This is a genomic window from Calditerricola yamamurae, from assembly GCF_054654135.1.
The window spans coordinates 552,889-569,356 of the sequence record NZ_BAAIFH010000004.1 but is presented as its reverse complement, the minus strand read 5'-3'; the positions used below and the strand labels follow the sequence as shown (position 1 = coordinate 569,356).

Genomic DNA, 16,468 nt, shown 5'->3' with positions numbered 1-16,468 from the left:
AGTCATGGGGAAGTATCGCGATCCCAAGCTGAAGGTGTTTACGGGCAATTCCAACCCAGCGCTGGCCCAGGAGATTGCGGACCACATCGGTGTTCCGCTCGGGAATGCGCACGCGTCGCGCTTTAGCGACGGGGAGATCCAGATCAAGCTGGAGGAGAGCGTACGCGGGGCCGACGTGTTCGTCATCCAGTCGACCTGCTATCCCGTCAATGAAAACCTGATGGAACTCCTGGTCATGGTGGACGCCCTCAAACGGGCTTCGGCGAAATCGATCAATTGCGTCATCCCCTACTATGGATACGCCCGGCAGGACCGCAAGGCGCGCGCACGCGACCCGATCACGGCCAAGCTCGTGGCCAACCTGATTGAGACGGCGGGGGCCAACCGCGTCATCACCATGGACCTGCATGCCACGCAGATCCAGGGCTTTTTCGACATCCCCGTCGATCACCTGCTGGGTGTCCCGATCCTGGCCAAATACTTTCTGGAAAAGGGGCTCGACAACATCGTGGTCGTCTCGCCCGACCACGGCGGCGTGACGCGGGCGCGGAGGATGGCCGAGCGGCTTGGGGCGCCGATCGCCATCATTGACAAGCGGCGTCCGGAGCCGAACGTGGCCGAGGTGATGAACATCGTCGGCAACATCGAAGGGAAAACGGCCATCCTGGTCGATGACATCATCGACACGGCGGGCACGATCACCCTGGCGGCCAAGGCGCTCCTCGAGCATGGGGCGCGCGAGGTGTACGCGGCGTGCACGCATCCTGTTCTTTCCGGGCCGGCCATCGAGCGGATTCGGCAGTCCCCGATCAAGGAGCTCGTCGTGACGAACACCATTCCCCTTACGCCGGAAAAGCGTCTCGACAACATCGTCGTCCTGTCGGTGGCGCCGATCATCGGCGAGGCGATCATCCGCGTCCATGAAGAGCTGTCGGTGAGCAAGCTGTTCGACTAAAAGGATGGACCTCCGTCACGAATGCCATCGGGCGGAGGCGTTGATTCGCGTGCGGGCTTTTGCGTAAAATGACGGTGTAGGCGTGCCTGTTGGACGTTTTGCGGTCATGTTTGAACCGGTCCCCGAACGGGAATGGTAGGAATGGACGGCTTGGCTTTCCAATCCTTCCGACGGAGGGGTGATCGGGCGCATGACGGAAACGTTGAAGGCATACGTACGCCATGACCTGCGCCGCTCGGCGACGCGGCGCTTGCGCAAGGCGCGCAAGATTCCGGCCATCATCTATGGAAAGGAACGTCAGCCGCTGCCGCTGGCCGTCGACCGGTCGGCCTTCGAGCGGCTGATGGGTCATCGCACCGCCGGGGCGCTCGTCCAGCTGGACGTTGAGGGCGAGGGCACCGTCCGGGCCATCGTCCAAGAGGTCCAGCGCGATGCGATCAACGGCGACATCCTGCACATTGACTTCCATCAGGTCAGCCTCAATGAACCGGTTGACGTGAGCGTTCCCGTTCGGGTGATCGGCGAAGCGGAACTGGAACGGCGCGGCGCCATTCCGCAGCTCCAGCTGCGTGAGGTGGAAGTGCGCGTGCTGCCGGACCGCGTGCCGGAGGCCATCGAGGTCAACGTCGCCGATATGTCTGTGGGCGACGTGGTTCGCGTGAAGGACCTCGTGGTGCCCGAAGGGGTGACGGTTTTGGAAGACGCCGAGGAAGTGGTGCTCACCATCACCGAACCGGACCTCGAGCCGGTCGATGCGGGCACCGAGACGGAGGAACCGGAACTGGTGGAAAACACTGGTGGCGAGGGCTGATCGGCCGCCGGTCACCACTGGATGCGCAACCCGCGGCGCCGCGGGTTTGCGCCTTTTTTATGGGGGGAACCACACATGAGACTGATCGTGGGATTGGGCAATCCCGGACCGGCCTACGCGGCCACCCGCCACAACGTCGGCTTTTGGGTAGTCGATCGCCTGGCGCGTACGCTGCGCATACCCGTAGAGAAAGCGAAGTGGAAGGGACTCGTCGGCGAGGGCCGTGTGGGCGAAGAAACGGTGATCTTGCTCAAGCCGCAGACGTACATGAATGCCTCCGGCGAATCGGTGGCGGAAGCGATGCGCTTCTACAAGCTGGCGCCGGAAAACCTCCTCGTCATCTACGACGACATGGATTTGCCCCTCGGCACCCTTCGCCTGCGCATGAAGGGCAGCGACGGCGGTCACCGCGGCCTGCGCTCGATCATCGCCCATTTGGGCACCCAGGAGATCCCCCGCATCCGCATTGGCATCGGGCGTCCGGCGCCGGGCGTGTCGGTGACGGACCATGTGCTGTCGCCGTTTGCCCCCGAGGAGCGAGAGGCGGCCGAAGCGGCGGCGGCGCGAGCGGCCGAGGCGGCGGCGGCCTGGCTTACCGAACCCTTTGATCGCGTGATGAACCGGTTTAACCGCTGAATGGCGCCCCCTTGTCGCGGCCATACTGAAAAACAGCACCGCGACAGGGGGAGGGTCGACTGTGGCCGTTAAGTACGCTTGTCCGCGCTGCGGCATGGCGCTGGGCACAATCGAGGCCGAGGTTCCGGAATGGCGCCTGGGGTTCCATTTCTTGACCCCCGAGGAACGGGCGTCTATAATAACCTATGAACCAAATGGTGACGTCGTCGTGCGCGTCATCTGCGAATACTGCCAGGAAGCCGTTTTGCAGCACCCGGAATGGCTGCTCATGAACAGCCATCTGCAGTAGGGAAACGGCTACGGATACCGGCAAAGGTCTAAGCCTTGGCGGTACGCTAAGGCTTCTTTTTGCTTGGATTGCTTTCCTTTTTTTTGGGCATGGAGGGTGTACCCGATGCGCGTGCTCATGCAGGTGTTTCGCGATGACCCGGATTTTCAAACGGTGGTGGACGGTTTTGCCCGTGGCCTGCGCGAGCAGATGGTGACCGGCCTCAGCGGCTCGGCCCGCCCGCTGTATGTGGCAACGCTGAGGCGGGCCCTTGGCCGACCGGTGGTGCTCGTTACCCATAACACGTATCATGCGCAGCGGTTGTATGAAGATTTGGTCGAATGCCTGCCGGAGGACGAAGTATGGCTGTATCCGGCCAATGAGGTAATTGGCACCGAGGTGCTGGTGGCCAGCCCGGAGATGCGCAGCCAGCGGCTGAAAATCCTCACCGAGCTGTCCGCCGGCAAGACGGGCGTCCTTGTGGTGCCTTACGCTGGGCTGTGCCGGCGGCTTCCCCCTCCGGCGGTGTGGCGGGAGGCGACGGTTCGCCTGGCTGTGGGCGAAACGGTAGAGATGGAAGCGCTTACACGTCGCCTGTCGGCCATCGGCTACACGCGAACGGAAATGATTGAAGCGCCGGGTGAGTTCAGCGTCCGCGGCGGCATCGTCGACGTCTATCCTCTCAGCGAGCCGTCGCCGCTGCGCATTGAATTTTTCGATGATGAGGTGGATTCGATCCGCGCCTTTGACGTCGAGACGCAGCGGTCGACCGACCCGCGCAACGAGGCGGTCATCCCGCCCGTGGCGGAGGTTTTTGCCACGCCGGAGCGGCGCCAGCAGGGCGCGCTCCGCCTGGAAGACCGCCTCAACGAGGCCGTGGAGACGATCCGTGACCCGGAGGTACGCGACAGGCTGCGCGAGCGTGTTGGCTGGGAACTGGAGCAGTGGCGGCAAGGGGCCGGCTTTCAGGGGGAGCAAAAATATGTCGAATTGCTCTATCCCGACGCGGGGACGTTGTTGGACTACGTCGCCGGCGAACCGCTCCTGGTGTTCGACGAGCCCGCGCGGGTGTTCGATGCCGTCGACCAGCTGGCCAAGGACGAGGCCGAGTGGCAGACGGCCCTTGTGCAGGCCGGGGAGTTTTTGCCCCGCCTGCGCCTGATCAAGGAGTTTGACGAGACGGTCGGCAGCCGGCAGCGTCTGTACCTGGCCCTCTTTTTGCGCCAGGTGCCGCGCACCCATCCGCAGAACGTGGTGAACGTGCTGTGCCGCGGCATGCAGAACTTCCATGGCCAGATGAACGTGCTCAAGGCGGAGCTGGCCCGCTGGGAGAAGAGCGACATGCGCGTGCTGTTTGCCGCGGCCGACGAGGAGCGGGCCACCCGTCTGGCGCGCGTGCTGGCCGACTACGGGATGGAGGTGGACGTGGCCAAGGACCTTCTGGGGCTGCCCAAACGCCCCACCATCCTGATCGGCAACCTGTCGGCCGGTTTCGAATTGCCGCGCCAGAAAGTGGTCGTGGTGACGGAGAGCGAGGTATTCACCCAAAAGCAGCGCAAGGCCCGCCGGGTGGCAACGATCTCCGGGGCCGAGCGGATCAAGAGCTACCTCGACCTCAAGGTGGGCGACTACGTCGTCCACGTCAACCACGGAATTGGCAAATATATGGGCATCGAAACGCTGGAAGTGGACGGCGTGCACAAGGACTACCTGCTCATCCAGTACGCCGGAAACGACAAGTTGTATGTGCCCATCGACCAGATCGACCTGGTGCAGAAGTACATCGGTGCGGAGGACAAGGAGCCCAAAATCTATTCCCTGGGTGGCGGCGAATGGAAAAAGGTGAAGAATCGCGTCCGTGCCTCGGTGCGCGACATCGCCGAGGATCTCCTCAAGCTGTACGCCAAGCGGCAGGCGGCCCAAGGGTATGCCTTCAGCAAGGACACGCCGGAGCAGCGCGAGTTTGAGGCCCTGTTCCCCTACGAGGAGACGCCCGACCAGCTGCGGGCCATCGAGGAAGTGAAGCGCGACATGGAGTCGCCGCGGCCGATGGACCGCCTCCTGTGCGGCGACGTGGGCTACGGGAAGACGGAGGTGGCCATCCGCGCCGCGTTCAAGGCGGTCATGGACGGCAAGCAGGTGGCCGTCCTCGTGCCGACGACCATCCTCGCCCAGCAGCATTTCGAGACATTCCGGGAACGCTTCGCCGACTACCCGGTGCGGATCGAGGTGCTGTCGCGCTTCCGCTCGCGCAAGGAGCAGAACCAGGTCATCAAGGGGCTGAAGGACGGCACAGTGGACATTGTCATCGGCACCCACCGCTTGCTCTCGAAGGATGTGCAATTTAAGGATCTCGGGCTGCTCATTATCGATGAGGAACAGCGCTTCGGTGTCGTGCACAAGGAGAAGCTGAAACAGCTGAAGACGAACGTCGATGTCCTCACGCTTACGGCGACGCCCATCCCGCGGACGCTGCACATGTCGATGCTCGGCGTGCGCGACCTGTCCGTCATCGAAACCCCTCCGGAAAATCGCTTTCCCGTGCAGACGTATGTCGTGGAGTACAGCGCGGCCCTGGTGCGGGAAGCCATCGAGCGTGAGCTGGCCCGCGGCGGACAGGTTTATTTTGTCTACAACCAGGTGCAGTCGATCGCGCGTATGGCGGAGCAGATCCGCGCCCTTGTCCCCGATGCCCGCGTGGCCGTTGCCCACGGGCAGATGGACGAAAACGAACTGGAGCGGGTGATGCTGGATTTCCTGGATGGCCAGTACGACGTGCTTGTGTGTACGACGATTATCGAGACGGGGGTGGACATCCCCAACGTCAACACGCTGATTGTGTACGATGCCGACAAGATGGGGCTGGCGCAGCTCTACCAGCTGCGCGGGCGCGTTGGCCGTTCCAACCGCATCGCCTATGCCTACTTCACCTACCAACGGGACAAGGTGCTCAGCGAGGAGGCGGAAAAGCGCCTGCAGGCGATCAAGGAATTCACCGAGTTCGGCTCGGGCTTTAAGATCGCCATGCGCGACCTGGCCATCCGCGGGGCGGGCAACCTCCTGGGGCCCGAACAGCACGGCTTTATCGCGTCGGTGGGGTTTGACCTGTACACGCAGATGCTGAAGGAAGCCATCGAAGAACTCAAGGGCGAAAAGCCGGAAGCGCCACCGTTGCGTCCGGAAATCGACTTGGCCGTCGACGCCTACCTGCCCGCGGACTACATTCCCGATGCCAAGCAAAAGATTGAGATGTACAAGAAGTTTGCCGCTGTGGAGACGCCAGAGGACGTTCAGGATCTGGTCGATGAGTTGATCGACCGCTTCGGGGAGCCCTCGCCGCCGGTCAAGAACCTCCTGGCGGTGGTCAAGATCCGCACCTACGCCGCGCGCTACCGCATGGAGCGCATCATCCAGAAGGGCGATGAGGTGCGCATCGACCTGGCCCCGGACCAGACGCCCCGGATCGACGGCGGACGGCTCTTTGCCCTAGCTGCGCGCTTTGACCGTCGCATTGCCCTGTCAATGGACGGGGGACGCGTGGGCATTCGCATTCCGGTCAAGGGGATGTCGTCGGAGGCGATGCTTGCCTTTTTGGAGCGGTTCTTGGAAGGGTATGCCGATGTACTGAAACCGAAAGGAGAAATGAATCATGTGGCCACGTAAACCGATGTGGACGATACTGGTGTTGGTGGTTTGCACGTTATTTGTCCTGACCGGATGCGCCCAGTCGGACGGAACCGAGCCGACGTCGGGCAAGGGAAGCGAGGCGGAAGGGCCCAACTTCTCCCTCGGCGTTGACGCGAAGCAGGTGGTGGCGCGCTATGCGGGCGGGGAAGTGACGGCCGGCGAGTTTGAAAAGTATCTGGCCCTTCAGTACGTGCTCAATCCCCTGTACCGTGCCGTGGTGACCGATCCGGAAAGCCGCGAGGAAGTGCTGCGCAGCTACATTGCCGAGACGATTCTGGCGGGCCGCGCCGGAAACGTCGACGTGCAGAAGGAGGCCGACAGCCTGTTTCAGGCGTGGCGGCAGGCGTTCGACCAGGCGGAGGGGTCGCGCAAGGCGGCGGATCAGCTTCTCAAGCGGCTGAACCTGACGGAAGACGACGTGCGCGACTACTTGGTGCGCTACAAACGCATTGAGACCTATCTCGCCGGGCACGTGAAAGACGAGGACTTGCGAAAGCGCTACGCCGAACGGCAGAACGACTTCACCGTGGCCACGGTGCGCCACATCCTGATCAGCACCGACGGGCGCAGCGACGAGGAGGCGAAGAAGCTGGCCGCGGAGCTGGTCCGGCGCATCCAGCGCGGCGAGGACATGGCTGCCCTGGCCAAACAGTATTCCGATGACCCGGGAAGCAAGGAAAGGGGTGGGGTGTACGAAAACGCCCGCGTGACGGAATGGGTACCCGAATTCCAGCAGGCCGTGCTGACCCAGGCTGTGGGGAAAGTGGGTGCCCCTGTGAAGACGGCATATGGGTACCATGTGATCCGGGTGGAAAAGCGCGAGGTCTTGCCCTTCGAGAAGGTACACGAGGAGTTGCGCGTCGAGGCGCTGAACGAGGCCTACAATCGGTTCTATGACAAGGAGTTGCCGAAGCTGATCCGGGAAATCACGTTGCCCAAGGCGGCATAGCGATCGGCGCGCGGCGGTGCGGGCCCCCGTTTTCGCGTTCCGCCGGAGGCATGCTTTCGTGGTTGGGGTGCGCATCCGCGCACGGTTCCCGTAGCAAACGACAGGGCTTGTCCTTCTGTGTGCCGTGGGACTTGGAACGAAATTCCGCTCATGACAGAAAAAATGAAGAGCCAGACTTGGTAATAGACGTACAGGGAACACAAAATAGGGGTAAAGCCGGAATCCGTGCCAAGGCAAAAACCAACCATCACGAAAGCGAGGCATGTCCATGAAAGCAACGGGTATCGTGCGACGGATCGACGATCTGGGCCGTGTGGTGATTCCGAAAGAGATCCGACGCACCCTGCGGATTCGCGAAGGGGACCCTTTGGAAATCTTTGTGGATCGCGATGGGGAAGTCATCCTGAAAAAGTATTCCCCCATCGGTGAGCTTGGCGACTTCGCCAAGGAGTACGCCGAATCGCTGTACGACAGCGTCAGGCACATCGCGCTGATCGCCGACCGCGACAGCGTCATTGCCGTGGCCGGCGGTTCGAAAAAGGAATTTATGGACAAGCCCGTTGGCAGCATCATTGAGCAGAGCATGGAGGAACGGCGAACCATTCTGGAGACCACGCCCGGCCAGTACGAATTGATCCGGGACGCCGAAGATACCTATTCCAGCTTTGTCATTGCCCCCATTGTGGCCGGTGGCGATCCCATCGGCGCAGTCGTCCTGGTGAGCAAGGACGAGGGCGTCAAGATGGGCGAGCTGGAAGTGAAGCTGTGCGAGACGGCCGCCGGATTTTTGGGCAAGCAAATGGAACAGTGATGCGCCACGTGCCGTTCATCCCCCCGGATTGCGCCGCTGTCCGCAACATGCGGACGGCGGCGTTTTGGCGTTTTGCCGTACCTTATGGCGGTCGCGCTTCGTTTTCCGGTCGCGCAGCGGTCTGGTATAATACCCTCAGTTTGGGTGCCGGAAGCGGAGAGGAGACCGTCATGAACACCGTAACGAGCCACAAGCGTTTCTTGCAGGGCGCGGCCATCTTGGCTGCAGCTTCGCTGATTTCCAAGATCCTCGGCGTCTTCTATCGCGTACCGTACAAGGCGATTACGGGGGACGTCGGGCTGTACGCGTATGCCCAGGTGTACCCCATCTACAGCACGCTGCTTATCCTGGCCACGGCGGGGTTTCCCATCGCCGTCTCCAAGATCGTCGCCGAGAAGCTGGCCGTAGGCGATGTGGCCGGGGCGCGGCGTGTTTTTCATGTGGCGGCGGCCTTTTTGTCCGCCACAGGTGTGGCCTGCTTTGCGTTGCTCTTTTTTGGGGCGCCGCTGATTGCCGCGTTGATGGGCGACCCGCAGCTGACGATGCCGATCCGCATGGTCTCCACGGCGCTGTTGGTCGTGCCCGTCATGGCGGCCATTCGCGGCTATTTCCAGGGCCAGCAGAACATGATGCCGACCGGCGTCTCCCAGGTGCTGGAGCAGCTCGTGCGCATTGCGACGATCCTCGTGCTGGCCATCTGGGCTATGGAGACGGGGCGCGGCGTGTATGCTGCGGCATCCGGTGCGTTGTTTGGTTCGTTTACTGGGGCCCTCGCCGGGTTGGCCGTCATGCTGGTCTACTTGCGCCACGACGAGCTGCGTCCCTTGGCCGACCGGGCGGCTTCTGCGCCCGCGGTGGAGCCGCCGGGGGCGCTCATCAAAAAGATCTTGGCCTTGTCCCTGCCCATCGCCCTCGGCTCGCTCATCCTGCCCTTGATGCAGCTGGCGGACTCCTTTACCGTCAAAAACGTTCTCGACGGGGCGGGGCTTGCCGACGTGTCCGGGGTATGGAAAGGCGTCTACGACCGTGGCCAGCCCCTGGTGCAGTTTTCCTCCTTTTTCGCCGCGGCCCTGTCACTGGCCCTCGTGCCGTCCATTGCCGAAGCCAATGCGCGCGACTTGCGCGGAACGATCCAGCATCGCACCGAGCTGGCCGTGCGCATGACGGTGATCGTGGGCTGGCCGGCCTCACTAGGGTTGGCCGTCATCATGGAACCCGTCAATACCATGCTGTATGGCGACCCGACCGGTTCCTTCGCTCTAGCCGTGCTCGCCTTTTCAACGCTGTTTGCCACATTGAACGTCACCGCGGCGTCGATCTTGCAGGGGCTGGGCGAGGTGATGGTGCCGGTTCGCAACCTGATCATCGGTGTGGCGGTGAAGCTGGTCCTGAACGTGGTCCTGATCGCCGCCTTGAGCCCGTCCGGGCCTGCTTACGGCATTGCCGGGGCGTCGCTGGCTACGGTGATCGGCTACGCGGTGGCCATGTTCCTTAACCTGCGCGTCCTCCGCGCCCGGACGGGTGTGCGATTCGCACGTCGAACGTTGGTAGTCAAGCCGCTGCTTGCTTCGCTCGTCATGGCAGGAGTGGTCTATGGGGCATACCTTGCGTTGCACAAGGCGTTGCTTTCTTGTGACCTGACCCTCCGTGCGGCCAGCATCGTCGAGTCGCTGCTGCTGACGGCGCTGGGTGCGGTGGTCTACGGTGCCGCTGTCTTGCGCCTTGGTGCGGTGAGCCGGCGCGACCTTGAGATGGTGCCCAAAACGCGGCGTCTCGTACCGGTGCTCGAGCGGTTGGGCATGCTGAAGGAAGGGAGGGAAGCCTAATGGCCACAATTGAGGTGGTGGGTCTTGGCGCGGGCGGGCTCGACCTCATGCCCCGCGGCGTTTTCCGGCGGCTTCGATCCGCCGATCGCCTCTTTTTGCGGACGGCGGACCATCCGGCGGCGGCGGAATTGCGTGCCGAAGGGGTGGCCTTTGTCGCCTTTGACGACCTGTACCGGCAGCATGACACCTTCGACGCGGTATACGAGGCCATTGTCGATCGCCTGCTTCGCGAGGCGCAACGTGGTGACGTCGTGTATGCCGTGCCAGGCCATCCCATGGTGGCGGAGCGAACGGTTCAGCTTCTCCTCGAGCGGGGCCCGGCAGCCGGGGTGCGTGTCGTGATTGGCGGCGGCCAGAGCTTTCTCGATCCGCTGTTTGCCCGTCTCGGTGTGGATCCCATCGAGGGCCTTGCCGTGCTGGACGGGACGGCGCTGCGCCGCGAACATCTGGCGCCCCACTTGCATCTTGTCATCACACAGGTGTACGATGCCTTTGTCGCCGCCGATGTGAAGCTGACGTTGATGGAGGTGTACCCCGACGACTACCCGGTGACCGTCGTCACGGCTGTCGGCGTGCCGCAGCGGGAGAAGGTGGAGCAAAGGCCGCTGTATCTGTTGGACCGTCTGGCGACGGACAACTTGACCCTCGTTTACGTGCCGCCGACGGACGATCCGCGGGTCGTGAACCGCCGGTTTGACCGCCTGCGCGAGGTTGTGGCTATCTTGCGCGGGCCGGAGGGATGCCCGTGGGATCGCGAGCAGACCCATCGTTCCATCCGCAAAAACGTCATCGAAGAAGCCTTTGAGGTGGCCCAAGCCATCGACGATGGAGACCCCGACGCCCTGTGCGAGGAGCTGGGAGACCTTCTCTTGCAGGTGATGCTGCATGCCCAGATGGCCGAGGAGGAGGGGGTCTTCACCGTCGACGACGTGATCGGCGGCCTGGTGGACAAGCTGATCCGCCGCCATCCCCACGTGTTCGGCGACCGGTCGGCCGCCGACGCCGAGGAGGCGCTGGCCAACTGGGAGGCGATGAAGCAGCGGGAAGCCGCGGCCAAGGGGAAAGCTGGCGCTTCGTCGCTTCTCGACAGCGTTCCCCACGCCCTGCCCGCCCTGCTCAAGGCGTGGAAGATCCAGAAGAAAGCGGCGAGCGTTGGATTTGACTGGACGGCCATCGACGACGTCTTCGCCAAAGTAGAGGAAGAGGTGCGGGAAGTGCGCGAGGCGGCGGCCCAGGGGCCGGAGCGGGCGGCTGACGAGGTGGGCGACCTCCTGTTTGCCGTGGTCAACCTGGCCCGCTTCCTGAAGGTGGATCCGGAGGAAGCGCTGGCGCGGACGTGCGCGAAATTCGCCCGCCGCTTCCGGTATATCGAGGATCGGCTGCGCGCGGAGGGTCGTACCTTTGCTGATGCCACCCTGGCGGAGATGGATCGATGGTGGAACGAGGCCAAGGAAAAGGGGATTTGATGCGGCTGATGGAGCAGGATTTTGGCGGCGGAACACGAATAACATTACCCGTACATTTTGAAGAAGGAGGTTTTGGCTATGAACAAACAGGACATCATCGCACGCATTGCCGAGAAAAGCGGTTTGACGAAAAAAGATGTGGAAACGGTTGTGAACGCGGTACTGGACGAGATCACCGAAGCGCTGCGCGCCGGGGAGAAAGTCCAGTTTGTGGGTTTCGGCACCTTTGAGACGCGCAAGCGGGCGGCCCGCACCGGTCGCAACCCGCAGACCGGGGAGACGATCAACATTCCGGAAGCGGTCATTCCGGCGTTCCGCGCGGGCAACAAGCTGAAAGAAGCCGTGAAGTGACATGCGCCTCGACAAATTCCTCAAGGTCTCACGGTTGCTCAAGCGGCGAACGGTGGCGAAGGAGCTGTGTGATCAGAGCCGCGTCGAGCTGAACGGGCGGCCGGCGAAGGCATCGAGCACCGTGAGCGTGGGGGATTTGCTCACCCTCCATCTGGGAACGAAAACGCTAACGGTCCGCGTCGAGCGCGTAACGGAAAGCGCACGGAAGGAAGAGGCCGAGAGCCTGTACTCGGTCGTGGAAGAGACGCGGATCGACGCGGCGTTCGAAAACGGGGAGGACTACCGCCTGCGGTAGTCTCGGACGCAGATCAACTCCCTCGGTCCCATTGGGATCGAGGGAGTTTTCTGTGTGTGCCCAGCATGGGTGCTGTCGATTGAGTGACAGTCCCGAACGGTGAAGGCGGCAGTAACCGTTAGCTTAAGGCAAGGGCGTCCGCGGCGAGGCGGAGTCTGAAGGAAGCCGGCGGGACGTCCGGTTCAGTTTCGCCGACTTGTACGCTCAGCTTCGTCAACTCGATTGTGTACCGCGTGCGCAGGGCGTTGGGTTTAAGAGCGTGTAAAGTTTCAGTAGGAACACGGTGAGGAAAAAACGAAAAGAGACCTCACCGCAAGTTGTCTGGCCAGGCAACTTGCCCCGACACGAAGTCGAGGAGGCGGTGAGGTCTCATGGAATGGATTCGCGAAACCGCGCAAGAAATCCTCCTTCTTGTGCAGGAAATGGCTGACCTCCTGAAGCAAAGCCCGGATTTTGAGGCATTGGAGAAGGGCATCTACCGGCTGGTGCAGCAGGCAACCCTCCGGCTTTTGCAGGCGGCCTGTGCGGAGTTGGATCAACAGTTTATGAAAAACCGGGATCGGAAGCATTTAAAGATCGTGCATCGCAAGGAGCGCACGGTCCTGACGCCCTTTGGTGAGGTGCGTATTGAGCGGCGGTACTACGTGGACCGGGAAAGCGGTCAGGGCCGGTACCTTCTGGATGAGGCGCTGGGCTTGGCACCACGCCAGCGGCTTTCGCCGTGGGCAAGACAGTTGGCCGTAGCCCTGGCGGTGGAGATGCCGTATCACCGGGCAGCGGAAGTGCTCAAGCACGTGACGCTTGGGAATGTGGACATCCGGGCCATGAGCATCTGGCAGGAGGTACAAAAGGCCGGTAGGGAATTGGGGCAACAGATCGAACAGCGGCGGCGGGATGTGTTTGAACGGGGCGTAAGCCCCAAAGGGCAACGAAAGAGCTCGGCAGTGTATGTGGAAGCGGATGAGGTTTGGGTACCAGCCCGGCGTTCGGAAGGGAAGCGGGCAACGATTCCCGTCAAGGTGGCGGTGGCCTACGAGGGAAAAGGGGACGTTTCGGCCCAGCGGCGTCGTTTGCAAGAACGTTGTGTGCATGCCGGTGTAGCAGAAGGGACGACCTTTTGGGAAGAGTGCGTGGCGAAGTTTGGTGAACATTGGGATTTCGGCGCAGTGGAGCGATGGTATGTGGGGGGTGATGGAGCGGCGTTTGTAAAAGAAGGGTGTGCGTATTTTCCGGGAGCGCAATACCGGCTCGATCCGTTTCACCTTCGTCGGAACCTGGTGGAGAGTCTTCGACATGACGAGAAGGCGTATCGGGAGGTTTGTGCTGCGCTGGCAACGTCCGATTGGGAAGGGGTTGAGCAGGCTCTGAAAGCAGCCGAACATCGCAGCCGCGGGGCACAGCGGCAGCGGGTGGTTCAGTTGCGGCGCTATCTGCGGACCAACTGGGAAGGCATTCGGGAGTTGGGAGAGCCCGTGCGATTAGGGGCGATTGAGGGACAAGTGTTTCATCACATTGCACGGCGGATGAAGCGTCATGGAGCGCGTTGGAGCGTCGAGGGGGCCGGCCGGTTGGCGCGGCTTTTGGCGTCGCGGGCAAATGGGGAACTGGCTGAAGTGGTGAAAACCAAGTGGACAGCCCAACCGGAAAGAATGAGCCATGTGTTTGGCAAAGGAGCGGCGGAGGAAAGGGAAAAGAGTTGGAGAGCAGACATAGAGGGATGGCTGCGCGCAAGGATTCCGGCCCTTAACGGGCCTGGATCCGGTGCGCCTTGGGTAAAGTATGTGCTTCGTGAGCTTGTGCGGGCGATTCCAAGAAGGGTGTAAACCGATCACTCAAATTTTTGTGTCGGGGTACCTACTGAAAGTTGACACGCACTGGGTTTAACATTCCCTTGATGATCGGCGCGGTTTTCGGTAAGATGAAGCAAGTTGTGTGGGGTTGTCGTTTATCTCACTAATGGAATAAAGGATTGGTTGTGAAGGGGAAAGGGGTTGGAACCGTGACCAATGATGCCTCACGCCGCACGCTGGGCGTTTGGCTGCTGGCCGCGCTGGTGGTGGGCAATATGGTGGGGTCGGGCATCTTTATGCTGCCGCGCACCCTGGCCGAGAAGGCCAGCCCGGCTGGTGTGCTGCTGGCCTGGTTGATGACCGGTGCCGGTGTGTTGATGAGCGTGCTGGTGTTCGGCAACCTTGCGTTGCGCAAGCCTGACCTCACCGGCGGCCCCCAGGCTTATGCCCGGGCGCTCTTTCCGGGCCGATCCTTCTGGTCTGTGTTTTCCGGGTACGCCGTGGCCTGGGGCTACTGGGTAGCCAACTTTGGGGGCAATGTGGCCATCATCACCACCTTTGCCGGGTACCTGTCCACGTTTTTTCCCATTATGACGAGTCAGGCCGTGATCGGGACGCTGGGCCCGTTTGTGCTCAGCGTGGGCAATGTGCTCACCTTTGCGGTTTGCTCGGCCTTCTTGTGGGGCATTCATTTCTTGATCCTGCGGGGCATGGAAGGGGCGGGGAAAACCAATTTTGTCGCGACGGCGGCAAAAGTGGCCGGCTTTCTGCTCTTCCTCATTGCCGCCTTGTTTGCCTTTGACGCGGGCAACCTCGTGCCCTTTGGCGCGCCACGCACGGACGAGACGGGCCAAGTGCTCGGCCTCTGGGAACAGGTGAACCAAGCGGCAGTGGCAACCCTGTGGGCGTTTGTCGGCGTGGAATCGGCTGTCGTGTTCTCTGGGCGAGCCCGCAGGCCGCGGGACGTGAAGACAGCCACCCTTGTGGGGTTGCTGGTGGCGTTGGCGCTGTATGTCGCCATTACTTTTCTCGTCATGGGTGTCTTGCCACACGAGCGGTTGGTCGCTTCGGACAAACCGCTGGTCGATACGCTTTCGGCCGCAGTAGGGCCCTCCGGCGCGTATCTCCTGGCGGTGCTGGGACTCATCAGCTTGTTTGGGTCCTCCATCGGCTGGATCTGGTTGAGCGCGGAGGTCCCGTACCAGGCGGCCAAGCAGGGCTTGTTCTTGTCGCCGTTCCTTCGGGAAAACCGGCGGGGCGCGCCGACCGTTGCCCTGACGGCCACCAACGTGATGGCCCAGCTTTTCTTGCTGTCGACGTTGTCGCAGTCGGTGGCCAAGGCCTTCGATTTCGTGATTCACGTGGCCACGTTGGCGTACCTGGTTCCGTATCTTGTGGCCCCAGTCTATCAGCTAAAACTGGTGATTACCGGGGAAACGTATGAATCGGATGGCCGGCCGCGCCGTGTCGACGGCGTCATCGCCGTGCTGGCGACGGTGTACGCGGTGTGGGTCGTCTGGGCGGGAACGGCAGACCTGAGCACTTTCCTGCTCGGCGTGGGGCTGCTTGTCTCGGGCATCGTGTTTTACCCGTGGGTGTGGGCAGAGCGTGCCAAGCAGCGGCGGGGAAAGCCCGATGCTGCGTAGGGGATGTTGGCAGGCGGGGAAAAGGCGTGGGGGTTGCCTGCGGTTCGGAGGACGACCCGGGTTCTATTTCCGGGGGACTGTCCGTAAGATGACCGTGAGGAGGTGTCCGATGATGGAAGGAAAGGGCCGCGGGCAACTGCACCACGAGATCATCATGGAAAATCGGAAGACGCTTCGGATCACGGGTGTAATCAATGTGGAAAGCTTCGACAGCGAGGAATTTCTCCTCGAGACCAGCTGCGGGTTTTTGGCCATCCGCGGGCAGCATTTGCACATGAAAAACCTCAATGTGGAACAGGGACAGGTGGCCATCGAGGGGAAAGTCATTGAGATGGGCTACTTGGACGAAGGGACACCGGGAGAGCGGGCTAAAGGGTTCTTTAGCCGATTGTTTCGGTGACCGTTCGGGAGCAGTTCCTCTCTTGGTGGCTCACGGTGGCCTGCGGCATCGGACTGGGCGCGGTCTTTGACCTGTACCGCGTGATCCAGTGGCGGCTGCGTCTCGGACGGGCCGTGGTGACCGCCCTCGACCTGATACTCTTGGGCATCGCCGCCCTCGGGGTGTTTTGGGTCTTGTTCCACGTCAACGGGGGAGTGGTTCGTGCCCACACCTTCTTGGGGCTGGCGGCGGGCGCCGTTTTTTATGGTGCGGCGCTCAGCGCGCCGATGGTGCGCGGATGGGGGATGCTGCTTGCGCTGGTCGGGCGCGTCCTCTGGGGGTTGATGTGGTGCCTCGATGTCGTTTTTGTCCGCCCCGCCGCGTGGACGGTGCAGAAGATGGTCGTGGGGGTGGAGCTGGTCTTCCTCGGGGTGGTGGGGCTTGCTGCGGGCGTCGGCAAAGCCGTGTGGAGGGTCCTGGCGGTCCTGTGGCGCCCGGCCCGAAAAGGGTTCGCAAGCGGAGCAGGATTCGCGCGGCGAACCGCGAAAATCATTTGGCGATGGGGAAGAAAGCCGAAAGACAGGTGAGGTGATGGACC

At 62.2% G+C, this 16,468-nt stretch carries 15 protein-coding genes; all 15 read left to right on the top strand.

Annotated elements, in window-relative coordinates; genetic code table 11:
• Positions 1-4 precede the first annotated feature (4 nt).
• The 15 genes from ACYQ0Z_RS04275 to yabQ all read left to right on the top strand — a co-directional run bounded on the left by ACYQ0Z_RS04275 (position 5) and on the right by yabQ (position 16,457).
• On the top strand, positions 5-955 hold the full coding sequence (locus tag ACYQ0Z_RS04275; RefSeq protein ID WP_459864672.1) for a ribose-phosphate diphosphokinase: 951 nt from the start codon (positions 5-7) through the stop codon (positions 953-955).
• A gap of 190 nt (positions 956-1,145) precedes the next feature.
• Complete coding sequence (locus ACYQ0Z_RS04270) at positions 1,146-1,766, top strand: 50S ribosomal protein L25 (protein ID WP_459864670.1); 621 nt, start codon at positions 1,146-1,148, stop codon at positions 1,764-1,766.
• Between the two features lie 75 nt (positions 1,767-1,841).
• Positions 1,842-2,402: an aminoacyl-tRNA hydrolase gene (gene pth, locus ACYQ0Z_RS04265; protein ID WP_459864668.1), complete on the top strand. Its 561-nt coding sequence runs from the start codon at positions 1,842-1,844 to the stop codon at positions 2,400-2,402.
• 61 nt (positions 2,403-2,463) lie between these two features.
• A complete protein-coding gene (locus ACYQ0Z_RS04260; RefSeq protein ID WP_459864666.1) occupies positions 2,464-2,691 on the top strand; it encodes an anti-sigma-F factor Fin in 228 nt (75 codons plus the stop codon).
• Between the two features lie 105 nt (positions 2,692-2,796).
• Complete coding sequence (mfd, locus tag ACYQ0Z_RS04255; RefSeq protein ID WP_459864664.1) at positions 2,797-6,333, top strand: transcription-repair coupling factor; 3,537 nt, start codon at positions 2,797-2,799, stop codon at positions 6,331-6,333.
• Entirely contained in the window at positions 6,320-7,306 is a 987-nt protein-coding gene (locus tag ACYQ0Z_RS04250) for a peptidylprolyl isomerase (RefSeq protein WP_459864662.1), read from the top strand. The genes mfd and ACYQ0Z_RS04250 overlap by 14 nt, the downstream gene beginning before the upstream one ends.
• A 268-nt stretch (positions 7,307-7,574) precedes the next feature.
• Complete coding sequence (gene spoVT, locus ACYQ0Z_RS04245) at positions 7,575-8,117, top strand: stage V sporulation protein T (RefSeq protein ID WP_459864660.1); 543 nt, start codon at positions 7,575-7,577, stop codon at positions 8,115-8,117.
• A 170-nt stretch (positions 8,118-8,287) separates the two neighbouring features.
• Positions 8,288-9,943: a putative polysaccharide biosynthesis protein gene (locus ACYQ0Z_RS04240; RefSeq protein WP_459864658.1), complete on the top strand. Its 1,656-nt coding sequence runs from the start codon at positions 8,288-8,290 to the stop codon at positions 9,941-9,943.
• Positions 9,943-11,409, top strand: a complete 1,467-nt coding sequence (yabN, locus tag ACYQ0Z_RS04235) for a bifunctional methyltransferase/pyrophosphohydrolase YabN (protein WP_459864656.1) — start codon at positions 9,943-9,945, stop codon at positions 11,407-11,409. Before ACYQ0Z_RS04240 ends, yabN begins: the two co-directional genes overlap by 1 nt.
• 78 nt (positions 11,410-11,487) lie before the next feature.
• Positions 11,488-11,760: an HU family DNA-binding protein gene (locus ACYQ0Z_RS04230; RefSeq protein WP_459864654.1), complete on the top strand. Its 273-nt coding sequence runs from the start codon at positions 11,488-11,490 to the stop codon at positions 11,758-11,760.
• Between the two features lies 1 nt (position 11,761).
• Positions 11,762-12,055, top strand: a complete 294-nt coding sequence (locus ACYQ0Z_RS04225; protein ID WP_459864652.1) for an RNA-binding S4 domain-containing protein — start codon at positions 11,762-11,764, stop codon at positions 12,053-12,055.
• Positions 12,056-12,426: 371 nt separating this feature from the next.
• Complete coding sequence (locus ACYQ0Z_RS04220) at positions 12,427-13,878, top strand: ISLre2 family transposase (protein ID WP_459863947.1); 1,452 nt, start codon at positions 12,427-12,429, stop codon at positions 13,876-13,878.
• A gap of 176 nt (positions 13,879-14,054) precedes the next feature.
• Positions 14,055-15,491, top strand: coding sequence for an amino acid permease (locus ACYQ0Z_RS04215; protein ID WP_459864650.1), 1,437 nt, complete (start codon positions 14,055-14,057; stop codon positions 15,489-15,491).
• 112 nt (positions 15,492-15,603) lie between these two features.
• On the top strand, positions 15,604-15,891 hold the full coding sequence (gene yabP / locus ACYQ0Z_RS04210) for a sporulation protein YabP (protein WP_459864648.1): 288 nt from the start codon (positions 15,604-15,606) through the stop codon (positions 15,889-15,891).
• Entirely contained in the window at positions 15,888-16,457 is a 570-nt protein-coding gene (gene yabQ, locus ACYQ0Z_RS04205) for a spore cortex biosynthesis protein YabQ (protein ID WP_459864646.1), read from the top strand. The genes yabP and yabQ overlap by 4 nt, the downstream gene beginning before the upstream one ends.
• The last annotated feature ends 11 nt before the right edge of the window (positions 16,458-16,468 follow it).

What these genes read in the sequence shown, in the direction of transcription:
- mfd (WP_459864664.1), top strand. Translation starts at nt 2,797, where the DNA reads ATGCGCGTGCTCATGCAGGTGTTTCGCGATGACCCGGATTTTCAAACG.
- spoVT (WP_459864660.1), top strand. Translation starts at nt 7,575, where the DNA reads ATGAAAGCAACGGGTATCGTGCGACGGATCGACGATCTGGGCCGTGTG.
- ACYQ0Z_RS04240 (WP_459864658.1), top strand. Translation starts at nt 8,288, where the DNA reads ATGAACACCGTAACGAGCCACAAGCGTTTCTTGCAGGGCGCGGCCATC.
- ACYQ0Z_RS04225 (WP_459864652.1), top strand. Translation starts at nt 11,762, where the DNA reads ATGCGCCTCGACAAATTCCTCAAGGTCTCACGGTTGCTCAAGCGGCGA.
- yabP (WP_459864648.1), top strand. Translation starts at nt 15,604, where the DNA reads ATGGAAGGAAAGGGCCGCGGGCAACTGCACCACGAGATCATCATGGAA.
- ACYQ0Z_RS04270 (WP_459864670.1), top strand. Translation starts at nt 1,146, where the DNA reads ATGACGGAAACGTTGAAGGCATACGTACGCCATGACCTGCGCCGCTCG.
- yabN (WP_459864656.1), top strand. Translation starts at nt 9,943, where the DNA reads ATGGCCACAATTGAGGTGGTGGGTCTTGGCGCGGGCGGGCTCGACCTC.
- pth (WP_459864668.1), top strand. Translation starts at nt 1,842, where the DNA reads ATGAGACTGATCGTGGGATTGGGCAATCCCGGACCGGCCTACGCGGCC.
- ACYQ0Z_RS04275 (WP_459864672.1), top strand. Translation starts at nt 5, where the DNA reads ATGGGGAAGTATCGCGATCCCAAGCTGAAGGTGTTTACGGGCAATTCC.
- ACYQ0Z_RS04230 (WP_459864654.1), top strand. Translation starts at nt 11,488, where the DNA reads ATGAACAAACAGGACATCATCGCACGCATTGCCGAGAAAAGCGGTTTG.
- ACYQ0Z_RS04250 (WP_459864662.1), top strand. Translation starts at nt 6,320, where the DNA reads ATGTGGCCACGTAAACCGATGTGGACGATACTGGTGTTGGTGGTTTGC.
- ACYQ0Z_RS04220 (WP_459863947.1), top strand. Translation starts at nt 12,427, where the DNA reads ATGGAATGGATTCGCGAAACCGCGCAAGAAATCCTCCTTCTTGTGCAG.